The 13657-nt window shown below is 71.2% G+C and carries 13 protein-coding genes and 1 pseudogene; 6 read left to right on the forward strand and 8 right to left on the reverse strand.

What is annotated here, in order from left to right:
- Positions 1–151: 151 nt before the first annotated feature.
- The 8 genes and pseudogenes from FLL47_RS13330 to FLL47_RS13360 all read right to left on the reverse strand — a co-directional run bounded on the left by FLL47_RS13330 (position 152) and on the right by FLL47_RS13360 (position 7415).
- Positions 152–1312 carry a sensor histidine kinase gene (locus tag FLL47_RS13330; RefSeq protein WP_144120823.1) on the reverse strand — a complete coding sequence of 387 codons (1161 nt, stop codon included), beginning with the start codon at positions 1310–1312 and terminating at the stop codon, positions 152–154.
- A gap of 59 nt (positions 1313–1371) precedes the next feature.
- Positions 1372–1716 (reverse strand): annotated as a pseudogene (locus FLL47_RS13335) (response regulator transcription factor); the annotation flags it as partial.
- 242 nt (positions 1717–1958) lie between these two features.
- A complete protein-coding gene (locus FLL47_RS42880) occupies positions 1959–2129 on the reverse strand; it encodes a hypothetical protein (protein ID WP_186315704.1) in 171 nt (56 codons plus the stop codon).
- 75 nt (positions 2130–2204) lie between these two features.
- Positions 2205–3110 (reverse strand): NmrA family NAD(P)-binding protein, encoded by a 906-nt coding sequence (locus tag FLL47_RS13340; protein ID WP_144120825.1) that lies wholly within the window; start codon positions 3108–3110, stop codon positions 2205–2207.
- Between the two features lie 44 nt (positions 3111–3154).
- On the reverse strand, positions 3155–4639 hold the full coding sequence (locus FLL47_RS13345; protein WP_144120826.1) for a dihydrolipoyl dehydrogenase family protein: 1485 nt from the start codon (positions 4637–4639) through the stop codon (positions 3155–3157).
- 245 nt (positions 4640–4884) lie between these two features.
- Positions 4885–5358, reverse strand: coding sequence for a VOC family protein (locus tag FLL47_RS13350; protein ID WP_144120827.1), 474 nt, complete (start codon positions 5356–5358; stop codon positions 4885–4887).
- Between the two features lie 252 nt (positions 5359–5610).
- A complete protein-coding gene (locus FLL47_RS13355; protein ID WP_144120828.1) occupies positions 5611–6273 on the reverse strand; it encodes a response regulator in 663 nt (220 codons plus the stop codon).
- Positions 6270–7415: a sensor histidine kinase gene (locus tag FLL47_RS13360; RefSeq protein ID WP_144120829.1), complete on the reverse strand. Its 1146-nt coding sequence runs from the start codon at positions 7413–7415 to the stop codon at positions 6270–6272. Before FLL47_RS13360 ends, FLL47_RS13355 begins: the two co-directional genes overlap by 4 nt.
- Positions 7416–7729: 314 nt before the next feature.
- On the opposite strand from FLL47_RS13360, the gene FLL47_RS13365 reads away from it, so the two are divergent.
- The 6 genes from FLL47_RS13365 (at position 7730) to FLL47_RS13390 (ending at position 13118) form a co-directional block, all read left to right on the forward strand.
- The gene (locus FLL47_RS13365) at positions 7730–8257 is read left to right on the forward strand and encodes a DUF1772 domain-containing protein (RefSeq protein WP_144120830.1); all 528 of its coding nucleotides are present in this window, start codon (positions 7730–7732) and stop codon (positions 8255–8257) included.
- Complete coding sequence (locus FLL47_RS13370) at positions 8254–8700, forward strand: hypothetical protein (protein WP_144120831.1); 447 nt, start codon at positions 8254–8256, stop codon at positions 8698–8700. The genes FLL47_RS13365 and FLL47_RS13370 overlap by 4 nt, the downstream gene beginning before the upstream one ends.
- A gap of 52 nt (positions 8701–8752) precedes the next feature.
- Entirely contained in the window at positions 8753–9598 is an 846-nt protein-coding gene (locus tag FLL47_RS13375; RefSeq protein ID WP_144120832.1) for an alpha/beta fold hydrolase, read from the forward strand.
- 174 nt (positions 9599–9772) lie between these two features.
- Positions 9773–11086 carry an alpha/beta fold hydrolase gene (locus tag FLL47_RS13380; protein ID WP_144120833.1) on the forward strand — a complete coding sequence of 438 codons (1314 nt, stop codon included), beginning with the start codon at positions 9773–9775 and terminating at the stop codon, positions 11084–11086.
- Positions 11087–11297: 211 nt separating this feature from the next.
- The gene (locus FLL47_RS13385) at positions 11298–12386 is read left to right on the forward strand and encodes a PIN domain-containing protein (protein WP_144120834.1); all 1089 of its coding nucleotides are present in this window, start codon (positions 11298–11300) and stop codon (positions 12384–12386) included.
- 57 nt (positions 12387–12443) lie between these two features.
- A complete protein-coding gene (locus FLL47_RS13390) occupies positions 12444–13118 on the forward strand; it encodes an alpha/beta fold hydrolase (protein WP_144120835.1) in 675 nt (224 codons plus the stop codon).
- The last annotated feature ends 539 nt before the right edge of the window (positions 13119–13657 follow it).

Consider the following 13657-nt stretch of genomic DNA (forward strand, 5'->3'; position numbering starts at 1 on the left):
GTCGCCGCTTGCCTGTCCTGGACGCCGGTGGGTTCATCGGCCGTCTAGGGACACAGTCCACCAAAGGCGGTGTTATGGGGCGGTTAACGAAATTCCACACATACCGTTAACATCGACTGATGTAGATAGATCCTCGGGTTGGGGCGTGGGTTCATGCCGGTAGGGCGTCGCTGCGGGGCAGGATCACGCGTACCGACAGGCCACCGTCGGGACGGGGGATGGCCAGTGCGTCCCCGCCGTGGGCCTGGGCGACCGCGCGCACGATGGACAGGCCCAGACCGCTACCCCTGGCCGAACCCACCCGGTCGGTGAGCCGGCGGAACGGCTCGAACAGCGCAGGCACCTCGTGCGGCGAGATCAGCACGCCCGTATTGGTCACGATGATCTCGACCTGCCGGACCTCGGCGAGCGTCTGCACCCACACGAAGCCGTGCGGGTGGTTGTAGCGGACCGCGTTGTCGACCAGGTTACGGATCAACTGCTCCAGCAGGATCGGGTCGCCGAGCACCGGCGCCGCCGCGAGTTGCGCCTGGACCTGCACCCGCTGCTCCGCGGCCGCCTTCGCGGTGAAGTCGAGCGCATACCCTGCCAGTTGCGCCAGGTCGACCGGCCGCCGGTCGGTGACCGCCTCCTCTGCTCTGGCCAGGGTGAGCAGTGAGTCGATCAGCCGTTCATGGCGCAGGTTGACCGCGAGCAGGTTCTCGCCGAGCCGCAGCATCTGCGGCGGGCTGTCCGGGCGGGCCATCGCCACATCGAGCAGGGTGCGGTTGACCGCGATCGGGGTCTTCAGTTCGTGGGCCGCGTTGGCGATGAAACGACCCTGGCCGGCGAATGCCTCGTCGAGGCGGTCGAGCATGCTGTCGAACGAGTCGGCCAGGCTCTTCACCTCGCTGGGCGGGCCGTCCAATTCGATCCGTTTGTGCAGGGTGCGCCCAGCGATGCGATGCGCCGTGTCGGTGATCATGTTGAGGGGGCGCAGCAGCCGCCCCGACAGCCACCAGGCCGCCGCGGTCGCCGCCACGCATACGCCGAGCAGCGTCAAGCCTCCCTTGAACAGGAGGTTGTCGCGCATCGAGTCCATGATGATCTGCCTGGAGACCTCGTCGGTGGTGATGGCATTGGCCAACCACGGTTCTTCATCCGGGCTGTACTTCTCCAGCTTGCGGGCGAAGACCACCGCCAGGCTGTAGTCCATGCTGTTCTGGACCAGGATCAGCACGCCGCCGAGCACCGCGCTGCCGGCGAGCAGGAACATCAGCCCGAACATGAGGGTATGGCGCACCCGCAGGCTGCCGTGCCACGAACCTTTCATGGCAGCCGGTTGCCCCCTGCGGTCACCGTCTCGATGAGCCGCGGCTCGCCGAGCCCGCCGCGCCCCAGCGCCCGCACCCGGGCCACCAGCTCGGTGAACGCGAACGGTTTGGCCAGGTGGTCGTCGGCCCCCATGCTCAGCCCGGCGATCCGGTCGGCATCGGAGACGAAGACGGTGAGCATCAGCACCCGTACGCCGGTGCCGGCCGCCACGACCCTGCGGCAGACCTCGTCACCGTGCACCCGGGGCAGGCCCAGGATCAACACGTCGTAGCCGTCGACGGCGAGCATGTCCAGCGCCCCGGCCCCGTCGTGGGCGACGTCCACCGCGAACCCCTCCTGCCGCAGACCCTCAGCGATGGCCGCGGCCATCAGCTCCTCGTCGTCCACCACCAACACCCGCATACGCCCTCCTCGCCAGACTGCCCTGCGCAAGTATCCGCAGGCAGCGTTAGCCGGCGGTGAACGGTTCCGCTCACGCGCCGCTAACATGCCACCGGCGCGCGGACGGCGAGGTCCATGCCGGGTCGTCAAGCGACATGGGCGAAGCAACCTATGGCTACGCTCGCCGCCAGCATCGCCATCGACAGGATCAGGATCGGTCTGGGAAGTCGCACGGGAGTCCTCCATCACGGGTTCGAGCAGGCTCACCAGCAGTAGCGGACGAGCCATTCATCAGGGTCGTAGACGTTGTCCGCCGGGGGTGTGGCCGGCCGTTCCTCGACCATCTCCTCGGGGCGGACCTGCTTGGGCAGCTTTCCGAAGCGGGCACGGCGGGCCGTCTCGGCACGGTCGGGGCTGTCGGGTGCGGTGCGCATGGTGTCGTCTCCTCAGCGGTCGGTGGTGTTCTCGGAGGTCGTCGACGGGACGCCTGTGCGGCGGCCGCGGATGACTCAGCCCAGGTAGAAGTCCCGGCGCGCGGCGACGAAAGCCTCGATCGTCTGGGCGGGGGTGCCGGTGACGCGTACGACGCCGTCGGAGGTGCGGTCGTAGCGGTTCTCCTGGTGCAGCCGGGCCATGGTCGCGATGTGCGCTGCGGTGTGCGGCGGCAGACCGGCCTTCGCGAGCACCTCGGACCGCCACCGGTCCAGCGGCATGTCCACGTACGACACGGTGCGGCCCAGCGCCCGGGAGAACTCCTCGGCCAGCTGCGTCATGTCGACGGTTCGTGGCCCGGTGAGCTCGTAGACGTGCCCGACGTGCGGCACCGGGTCGGCCAGCACCGTGGCGGCGACGCGGGCGACGTCGTCGACGGTGATCGGCGAGGTGCGGCCGGTGCCGAAGGGCAGCGCGATCGTGCCGTCCCGGCGGATCGACTGCGCCGCCAGCGTGGTGAACAGGGGGTTGTCCAGGAACGAGGTCGGCCGCAGGTGCACCACCGGCAGGCCCGACCAGTCGAACACCTGCTCGGCCAGCCAGTGCAGCCGCTGCTGGTGCGACTCGCCGGTGCTGGTGGCCGTCATCTGCGACACCGTCATCTGCGACATGTCGACCAGGCCTGCCAGCTGCCCGTACTCCCGCGCCACGCTGGCCACCACGGTCGCCGCCAGCAGATGGTCCGGCGACACGGGCATCGCGAAGTACATGCGCCCGACGCCCGCCAGAGCGGCGGCGACGGTCTCCGGCCGGGTCAGGTCGCCGAGGACCACGTCCGCGCCCAGGGCACGCAGCTCGGCCGCACGCTCGTCGTCGCGGCGCACCATCGCGCGTACCGGAACGTCCTGTGCTCGCAACTTCTCCAGGACGGTGCGGCCCACGCCACCGGCGCCGGCGATGAGAACCAGGTCACTGGCTGCCATGGGTTGATCTCCTTCGGTGAGTCTTGCTGAGCGGAGGTCCGCGATCAGGAGTGCGCCGGCGGCTTACGACGTGGCCGGTGCCGGTCCCGGTAGGTCTCCAGCAGCCGCAGCCAGACCTCGCTGATGGTCGGGAAGGCGGGCACCGCGTGCCAGAGCCGTTCCAGCGGCACCTCGCCCGCGACCGCGACGGTGGCCGAATACAGCAGCTCACCGACGCCGGGGCCGACGAAGGTGACCCCGGCGACGGTGCCGCGGTCCACGTCGACGAGCAGCCGGGCCAGGCCGCGGTATCCCTCGGCATACTGGTGCGCGCCCGCGACCCGGGCGATGTCGTAGTCGACGACCTCGACCCGGCGGCCGGACCGCTGCGCCTCGCGGGTGGTCAGGCCGACGCAGGCGACCTCGGGGTCGGTGAAGACGACCTGGGGCACCGCCGTGTGGTCGGCCGTCGAGACGTGTGCGCCCCAGGGGGTGTCGTCGACCGGCTCGCCGTTGGCGCGGGCGCCGATCGCGGCGCCGACCATCCGGGCCTGGTACTTGCCCTGATGGGTCATCAGCGCCCGGTGGTTGACGTCGCCCGCGGCATAGAGCCAGCCGTCGGCGACGGCGGTGACCAGGCCGGTGTCGTCCACGGGCAGCCAGTCGCCCGGGGTGAGGCCGACGGTGTCCAGGCCGACGTCGGTGGTCGCCGGGGCGCGCCCGGTGGCGTAGAGGATCTCGTCGGCGGCCAGCTCGGTGCCGTCGGCCAGCGTCATCCGGACTTCGCGTCCTTCGCGGATCACGGACGCCACCGTGGCTCCGAACCGGATGTCGACGCCGGCTTCGCGAAGCCCGTCCGCGACCAGCTCCCCGGCGAACGGCTCCATCTTCGACAGCAGTCCGGCGTCGCCGCGGACCAGCATGGTCACCTGGGAGCCGAGCGCCTGCCAGGCGGCGGCCATCTCGACGGCGACCACACCGCCGCCGACGATGGCCAGCCGACCGGGTACGTGGTCGGCGCTGGTCGCCTCCCGGTTGGTCCAGGGGCGTACGGAGTCGAGGCCAGGGGTGCCGGGCAGGGCGGTGCGGGTGCCGGTGCAGACGGCGACGGCGTGGCGTGCGGTCAGCCGGATGGTGCCGCCGTCGGGGGTCTGCACGGTGACCTGGCGGGGGCCGTCGAGCCGGCCGTGGCCGCGGATGAGGTCGACCGAGACCGAGTCCAGCCAGCCGACCTGGTCCTCGTCGTGCCAGTGGTTGGCCATCTTGTCGCGATGGGCGAGCACTGCGGCGACGTCCAGCTCCCCGGCCACCGCCTGGCGCAGCCCGGGCACGCGCCGGGCGTCGGCCCGCGCGATCACCGGCCGCAGCAGTGCCTTGCTGGGCTCGCAGGCCCAGAACGAGCATTCGCCGCCGAGCAGTTCGCGTTCGATGATCACGGTGCTGAGCCCGGCGGCGCTGGTTCGGTCGGCAACGTTCTCGCCGACCGGGCCGGCGCCGATGACGACCACGTCATAGCTGCGGGCCGGCTCGTTCGTCGCTGCTTCGCTCATCGCTGCTCCTGTGGTCTGGTCGGATGGTGTGGTCGTGCGGTTCCCGGATTTCGGGCGGTATCGCCGGACCGGTCTCCCGATCATCTGGGAGACCGGTCCGGCGGCGTGGGGGCGACGCGCCCGCAGGGCGGCCCGACCGCTGGGTGTGGAGCGCGGACCTGGCACCGCCCAGCGGTCCTGCGCGGCGGCTGTTCCCGGGCCGGAACAGCCGGGACAACCCGTCCCACGCACGGGTCCGTGCGCTGTCAGCGGCCGGGGGCGCGCTTCTTGACCTCCTGGAGCACCCAGCCGTTGCCGTCCGGGTCGCTGAAGGTGGCGAAGGAGCCGTAGTCGGCACCGTCGGGGTGCACACCGGCGACCCGCCCCTGCCCAGGGCCGTCGTGGGTGATGTCGCCGCCGTGGTGGCCGTGGTACACGAGCGCGTTGGCGTCGTGGAACACCTCACTCACGGCGATGCCGCGGCCGACGAGGTCCGCGCGGGCCTGCTCGATGTCGGGCACCACCAGGTACAGGCCCTGGACGGAGCCCGGCGCGGCGGTGGTGAGCCCCTGGCCGAACATGATCGAGGCCTCGGAGCCGGGCGGCGTGAGGTGCACCGCGCGCCACTGCTCGTTGGCGGCCTTGTCGAGGTCCAGGCGGAAGCCCGCCTGCTCGTAGAAGGCCTTGGCCCGGTCGACGTCGGATACGGGCAGGATGATGAGTTCGAGCTTGAGGTTCATGCGGATGTCCTTCTCTCCTACGGCGGCCAAGAAGTCGACCGGTCTACTATTTCGGGTTCCGGCACTTTCAACCGGTGCCGGCCGCCAGGTGTTCCCCCAGATGGGAGGCCAAGCGCACACCCCGCCCGTCCATCGTCCGCTCCGCATCGGGCTCCGACGACCGCTTCGCCTATTGGTCATGGCTTCGTAATGCCCGGCCCCTGTTCCCGGAGAGGCACGGCGGAGACGGTGACCACACGGCCTGTCGGCCGGTCAGCGCTCGCCCGGACGCACCAGGCCGCTCTCGTAGGCGATGACCACGAGTTGGGCCCGGTCGCGCGCGTTCAGCTTGGTGAGCAGGCGGCTGACGTAGGTGCGGGCCGTGTCGGGGCTCAGGTGCAGCGCCGCGCCGACCTCCGCGTTGGACCGGCCCGCGCCCACCTGGGCGAGCACGTCGCGCTCGCGTTCGGTGAGACCGGCGAGGCGTCCGGCGTCCTGCACCGGCGAGCGCGCCGCGGCGGCGAGCACGCGCCGGGTGACCGCCGGCGACAGCAGCGCATCGCCGCCGGCCACGGTGCGTACGGCGTTGCGCAGGGCTTCCGGCGTGGTGTCCTTGAGCAGGAACCCGGCCGCCCCGGCGCGGATCGCCTCGAAGAGGTACTCGTCGTCGTCGAACGTGGTCAGCATGACGACCTGGACGCGGGTGAGGCGCCGGTCGGCCAGGATGCGCCGGGTGGCCTCGATCCCGTCGACGCCGGGCATGCGCACGTCCATGAGGACGACGTCGGGCCGTTCGGCGAGCACCACGTCCACGCCGCGTGCGCCGTCACCGGCCTCGCCGACGACGGTGATGTCGGGTGCCCGTTCGAGCACGGCTCGCAGGCCCGTGCGGATGAGGTGCTGGTCGTCGACCAGTACGACCCGCAGCGGCGTCATCTCGCGGTCCCCGGCAGGGGCAGGTCGGCGTGCACGCGGAAGCCACCGGCGTCGGCCTGGCCGACGTCGACGGTCCCACCGAGCAGCGCGATCCGTTCCGACATTCCTCGCAGACCGTAACCGTGGTCGTCCGGCCCGGGCAGCACCGCGCCGCGACCGTCGTCGACGACGTCCAGGGACAGCCGTGCCGCGCTCACCCGGACCGACACGTCCACGCGGGTGGCCTGCGCGTGCCGCAGCACGTTCGTCAGGGCCTCCTGCACGACGCGGTAGGCGGTCGTGCCCACGACCGCGGGCACCGCGTCCAACTGCCCGGTGACGTGCAGTTCGACCGGCAGCCCGCCGCGGTTGACCCCTTCGAGCAGCTCGGCGAGCCGGTCGAGGCCCGGCATCGGATAGCGGGGACCTGAGCTGCGCAGCGTGCCGAGTGTCGCCCGCAGCTCGGCCATCGCGCTGCTGCCGGCGGCATGGATCGCCGCGAGCGCGGCCATCGCGTCCTCGGGCGCGTCGTCGGCCAGCGCCTCCTGCGCGACGGCCGACTGCAGCGTCACCACGGACACGGCGTGGCCGAGCGTGTCGTGGACCTCGCGGGCGATCCGCAGCCGCTCGGCCTCCACCTGCCGGGCGGCCTCGGTGCGCTGCTCCTCGGCGGCGGCCGCCGCCTGCCGTGCCATCTCGGCCCGCAGCGACCGCCTGCTGCGTACGGCGTCGCCGAGGGCGATGACGGCCACCATCAGTGCGGCCTGGGACCCGAGTTCGACGCCGAGCACGATCGAGGCGTCGTCGCCCTCGGCCAGCCGGGCGACCACGGACGCGGCCAGCAGCGCTCCGGCGACCAGGGCGGCGGCCCTGGCCCGGCCCTGTTCCGCGGCCGCGTACAGCACCGCGGCGGTGGGCGCGGCCAGACCGATCGGGGTCAGGTCGAGCGTGTAGTACGTGACGACGCCGAGCGCCATCGCCAGCAGCGCGGGCACCGGCCATCGGGAGGTCAGCAGCGGCAGCGCCCCGAAGCCGACCGCGAAGCAGTAGCCGAGCGCCGCCTCGGCCGCCGACCCGCCATGGGTGGCCACCGCTGCCGCGACCAGCGCGAACGTGCCGGCGGCCAGCAGCACGTCGGTGCGGGAAGGTCGTCGGCCAGGCACATGTCGAGCCTAGAGCGCCACGGTCGGACGCGCTGTCGCCGTCAGGCGACACCTGGCCGCTGTCGCGTACGCCCGGAAGCGATCCGTGATCGCATCGCACCCTGATGTACCGGCGCGGACACCGTGTCACCCGCTCGCGGTCGGCGGAGTCCCCGGGACCGACCGGCAAAGCCCACGACCCCGCGCGTACGCCGGGAAGCGATCAGAGTTCGCGCTTGTAGGCGGCAGACGGGGCGGGCCGGCCGACCTAGCGTCGTCGGCGACCCTGACGACAGCGCCCGAAACGGCGCGACCGCCCCCGGGAGGACCCCGCCATGTTCCGCACCAAACTGACCTGGATAGTGCTGATCGCGCTGGTCTGGACGTCGATGCTGTCGTTCGGCGGCGTCGCGGCCGAGACGGTGATGCTGTATCCGAACATCTTCGCCGACCCGCCGGCGTCGCTGGAGCGCGCCCGCGAGTTCATCATCGCCGGAGGACCCAGCGACTACTTCCCGCCACTCGGCGCGTCCGTGGTCGTCAGCAGCCTCGCCGCGACCGTCCTCACCTGGCGTGACCGGGGGCTGCGGTGGTGGCTCGCCGGCGCCGCCGCGACGTTCCTCGCCTGCGAGTTCCTGTTCTCCGCGGTGTTCTTCTGGCCCCGCAACGAGATCATGTTCGTCGACCCGGTCGGCACCCACACCCCCGAATACCTGCGCCAGGTCGCGGCGGAGTTCGTCGCAGGCCACTGGGTGCGCGTCGCCGGCGGTGCCGTGACCGCCGTGCTCGCGTTCACCGCTCTGCTGCGCCGGGCCCGCGTGACCGCTCCCGGCGCACCCGCCGGTGCAGGGACCGCGCGATGAGGCACCGGGTCGGGTTCAGCCTGCCGGTGCTGGTCGGGCTCGCCGCGCTGGCCGCGCCGCGGGTGGTGCTGCACGACCTCGACGTGATCCAGGAAGGCACCTTCGTCAACGGCCTGTTCGTGTTCGTGCCGCCGCTCTGCTGGATCGCCGCCGTGCTGTGGCGGCGTCCGCCGCGCCCGTTCCTGACCGTGGTGGTCGTCGGCGCGATCTACGGGGTGTTCCTCGCCGTGGGCCACCAGCTGCTGTGGGCGCATGCCCTCGGCGGGGTCGCCCCGACCCTGGGCGGCAATCTCGCCGACCTCGACCCCACCGTGCAGGAGCTGCTGCTGCGGACCGCCGCGGCGGTGTCGAGTCTGGTCACCGGCGTGCTCGTCGGGGTCCTGACCGGAGCGGTCGCGGCGCTGCTGTGCCGCGTCGTGCCTGACCGCACCGACCGATCATGATCTTGACCACTATCGACAGTGGACGAGGCCGAGTCGATGCGATCATGGCCGGATGACAGCCACGACCTTCGTCTTCGTCCACGGTTCCGGCAGCAACTCGTTCGCCTGGGCGCCCATGCAGCGGGAACTTGCCTACCGCGGGCACCGGTCGCTCGCCGTCGACCTGCCCGGGCACGGGTTCGGCGCGACGTTCCCGGCGGCGTACCAGGCGCCGCAGGACCTCGCCGCCTTGGCGGCCGCACCGAGCGCGATGGCCGGCATCGGGCACGCGCACAACGTGGCGCACGTCCTGGACGCGGTGAAACGGGTACGCGAACACGGGCCGGTCGTGCTGGTCGGGCACAGCCGGGGCGGTCTCACCCTGACCGGCGTCGGCAACGCCGCCCCGGATCTGGTGGACCGGCTGGTCTACATCTCGGCCTGGTGCTGCGTCGAGGACACCCCGGCGGGTTACCAGGAGTCGGCAGAGAACGCGACCTCGGCGCTGTCCGGTGTCGGCGGCCTGCTCGCCGCGAACCCGGCGGAGATCGGCGCGCTGCGGCTCAACTGGCGCACCGCCGACCCGGCGCTGCTCGCGACGCTTCGGGAGGCCGTGCTCGCCGACGGCACCGACGACGAGTTCCACGGCTTCCTGAACACCCTGGAGCCGGACGAGAGCCTGGACGCCGGCGAGGAGCGGGCGCAGGCCGCGACCTGGGGCCGGATTCCGCGCACCTACGTACGGCTCACCGCCGACCGGTCGATTCCGATCGCGCTTCAGGACCGGTTCATCGCCGAGGCCGACAAGCTGACCCCCGGCAACCGGTTCGACGTCCGGTCGCTCGATGTCAGCCACGCCACTGTGCTGGTACGCCCGGCCGAGACCGCGGCCCTGCTCTCCTCCTTGATCCCAGCGTGACACCGCGCTGGACGGGGCGGGCTGCGCCGGCGCGGCCCGCCCCGCGCTGCTCGGGTCCTACCGCTTTTCGCATGAATCAGGGAAAGCTGGTGATTCTGCCGACTCGGCCGGTATTGCCGCAGCCATAGCATCGGACCTCCCCATATCCATGCTTGAGAATGGAGGACGGATCCGATGCGCACCATCCTGCTGGCCGTCACCGCCGCACTGGCGCTGACCGCCGTACCGGCCGCCGCGGGCTTCGCGGCCGAGCCGTCCGCCCAGGCCGCCGCGGTGCGGCGCCCCATCGTGTTCCTGCACGGCGCGGCCGGTTCCGCGGCACAGTTCGAGACCCAGGCCAAACGATTCGCGAGCAACGGCTACCCGGTCGAGATCATCGACGGGATCGACTACGACTACTCGTTCAGCGCGGAGAGCAGCAGCACCGTGCTGAACCGCCTGGAACAGCGGATCGACCAGCTGCGCCAGCAGACCGGGGCGGACAAGATCGACCTGGTCGCGCACTCGCTGGGCACGTTCCTCAGCCACAGCTTCCTGCGCACCCGGTCACGGGCGGCGAAGGTCGCCCACTACGTCAACCTCGACGGCGCGACCGCGCTGAGCCGCCCCGGCGGCGTGCCCACCCTGGCCATCTGGGGCGAGGGCACCACCTCCCGGCGCATCTGGGGCGCCACCAACGTGTACCAGAGCGACCAGTCCCACACCCAGACGGTCACCTCGACGCAGAGCTTCGTCCAGATGCACCGGTTCCTCACCGGCACCGACCCGGCCACCACCGCGGTCGTCGCCGCGACCGGCCCGATCACCCTGACCGGCAAGACCGTGCTGTTCCCGTCGAACGCCGCCGCGACCGGGGCGCGCGTCGACGTGTACGAGATCGACGCCGCCACCGGCCGCCGCCAGACCTCGCAGCCCTTCGCCCGGTTCACCATCGCCGCCGACGGAGGATTCGGCCCGTTCACCGCCGTACCGCAGGCCCGCTACGAGTTCGCGATCACGCACAGCGCGGGCCACGTGCAGCACCACTACTTCCAGCCGTTCCAGCGCACCGACCGGCTCCTGCGCCTGCTCACCAACCGGCCCGGCGAAGGCATCAGCAGCCGGGTGCCGGTCGACCCGAGGCACAGCGCGCTGTCGCTCACCCGATACAAGGAATGGTGGGGCGACCAGGGCGCGAACAGCGACCACCTCACGGTGAACGGCGTCGACATCCTCAACGCGGTCACCGCACCGCGGGACAAGCGGGCCATCGGCCTGTTCGCCCACGATCAGCTCGTCGACCAGCGCACCGACCTGAGCACCGCCATCGCCGACTTCGACGAGGTGTTCATCACCGCGGCCGACGTCTACATCCCCGCCGCCGCGGACGCCTCCGGCACGGTCACCGTGACCGTCCAGTCCCGGGCAGCCGGCGGCAGCCAGCAGTTCACCGTCCCGAACTGGCCCTCGCACACCGACCGCGTCACCCTCAACGTCCTCGACCTCTGAGCCCCCGCCCGAGGGACGCACCCCGACGACCCGGGCGCGCCCTCCACGGACACCAGGCAGCCGGCGCGGCACGCCCCCGCCCACCGGCACGGCGATCCCGCCGCTGTGCGGACGCCGCCCGGCTGCCTCTTCGACACGTACGCGCCGCGGCGACCTCCGCTTAGTGCAGAGGTCGTGCTCCCGCGCGAAGACAGGGCGTACGCTGGTCCGCGTGGATCAAGAGGATCGCATTGCCCTGTTCCTGGACTACGAGAATCTGGCGATCGGTGCCCGTGAACACCTCGGCGGCATGACGTTCGACCTGCGCCCCATCGCCGACGCGCTCGCCGAGCGCGGACGGGTGGTGGTGCGCCGGGCGTACGCCGACTGGTCGTACTTCGACGAGGACCGCCGGTTGCTGACCAGATCGCATGTGGAGCTGATCGACATCCCGCAGCGGATGGGCGCGTCCCGCAAGAACTCGGCCGACATCAAGATGGCCGTCGACGCCCTGCAGCTGGCCTTCGAGCGGGACTACATCTCCACATTCGTGTTCGGCACCGGCGACAGCGACTTCACCCCGCTGGTCCACAAGCTTCGCGAGCTCAACAAGCGCGTCATCGGCGTCGGCGTCGAGCAGTCGACCTCGGCGCTGCTCCCGCCGGCCTGCGACGAGTTCCTCTACTACGACCGGCTCGAAGGTGTCGAGATCAGGCCGGCGCGCATCCGGGGCGGCCGGCCGCCCGCGCAGGCCAGACCGCAGGAGACGGCACCCCAGCCGATCGAGCCGGAGCTGGAGGCCCCGGCGGCTTCGGAAGAGTCCGCGGGCGACGTGGACACCCTCGCGGTGCTCGTCGCACAGACCGTCGCCGGGCTGGAGGGCAGCTCCGGAGGTGCGGTGACCGCGTCGACGCTCAAGCGCACCCTGCTGCGCAAGGACCCGACGTTCAACGAGGGCGACTACGGCTTCCGCACCTTCGGGGAATCGCTGAGGTACCTCGCCGAACACGACATCATCGAGCTCGGCGAGGGGCCGGCCAAGGGGGACCCGGAGGTCTCGCTGCCCGAGCTCGGCGGTCCGGAGGCGGAGTTCGGGCTGCTGCGCTCGGTCGTCGCAGACCTGAGCCGCAGCTCGGGCCCGGTGGCGCTGTCCGGTCTGAAGAACCACCTGCGCCGGGCGCAGCCGGACTTCAGCGAGAAGAAGCTCGGCTATCGGAGCTTCCTGCAGTTCTGCAAGGCGGCGGCGACCGCGGGGATCGTCGACCTGCGGTGGGACACCGAGGCCGACGACTACCTGCTCACCAGCATGCCGAGGTCCTGAGCGGCCGCAGTCCGCGTGGTGGCCGTTCTGTCGGTCGACCTGCGTAGCGTCGGACAGATGACGACCTACGTGCTCATTCCCGGCGCCGGCGGCGACCCCTGGTACTGGCACCTCGTCGCCGCCGAGCTCACCAGGCGCGGCCACGACGTGGTCAGCGTGGACCTGCCCGCCGAGGACGAGAAGGCCGGACTGCCCGAGTACGCCGACGCGGTGGAAGCGGCGCTGGGGGAGCACTCGGATCCGGTGCTGGTCGCGCTGTCGCTCGGCGGGTTCACCGCGGCGGCGGTGGCCGCCCGCCGGCCGGTGGCCGGGATCGTCTTCGTCAACGCCATGATCCCGCTGCCCGGCGAGACGGCCGCGGCCTGGGGCGACGCCACCGGCTCCGCGGCGGCCCGGCGCGAACTGGCCGTTCGGGAGGGCAGAGACCCCGACGCCGAGTCCGACCTGCGCACCGACTTCTTCCAGGACGTGCCCGCCGAGCTCACCGACTACGCCCTGAGTCACGACCGCGACGAGTCGGAACGGATCTTCGGCGACCCGTGCGCCTTCGAAAGCTGGCCGGCGGTGCCGATCCGGGTCCTCGCCGGACGCGACGACCGGATGTTCCCGGCCGGGTTCCAGCAACGCGTCGCCCGTGACCGGCTCGGCGTCGAGGCGGAACTGGTGCCCGGTGGCCATCTGGCGCCGCTGAGTCATGCGATGGAGGTCGCCGATCGCATCGAACGGCCTTGACCGCAGCCGTGGCGGACCGGCCGGCAAACGCGTTTCGCACTTTCACCTGGCGCTATGTCAGGCCGATCCGAGTGATTCGGATTCACGTATGGGCAGGTGGGGATGATGTGACCGGGGACAACCGACCCCGATTTGCATCCCGCCCGACGGCCCGCGTAATGTTCTCTCTGCCAGCGAGGAACGGACAAAAACACCGGGGCTGAAGAGCTCGGGTGGAGGCCGGATCGCTTGGCCGCCCGGAGTGGGGCGGACCCCGGTTAGGGGGCCGCGAAACCGGTCCGGTACTGTGAACGACACAGCCCCGCAGTGCTTCCCGAGGAATCGGGTGGTGTTCGGTGTGTGCTTGTTCTTTGAGAACTCAACAGGGTGCTATTTAAGCCAAGTGCCAATTTTTGGCCATCCCGGTTTTGGTCGGGGTGGTTGCTTTGGTGATGGATTCGGATTCGGACATTTATTTGTCGGGGTTTGATCTTTTGCCGGGTTTTTGAATTCTTTTTGGAGAGTTTGATCCTGGCTCAGGACGAACGCTGGCGGCGTGC

The organism is Catellatospora sichuanensis, from assembly GCF_007483665.1.
GTDB lineage: Bacteria > Actinomycetota > Actinomycetes > Mycobacteriales > Micromonosporaceae > Catellatospora > Catellatospora sichuanensis.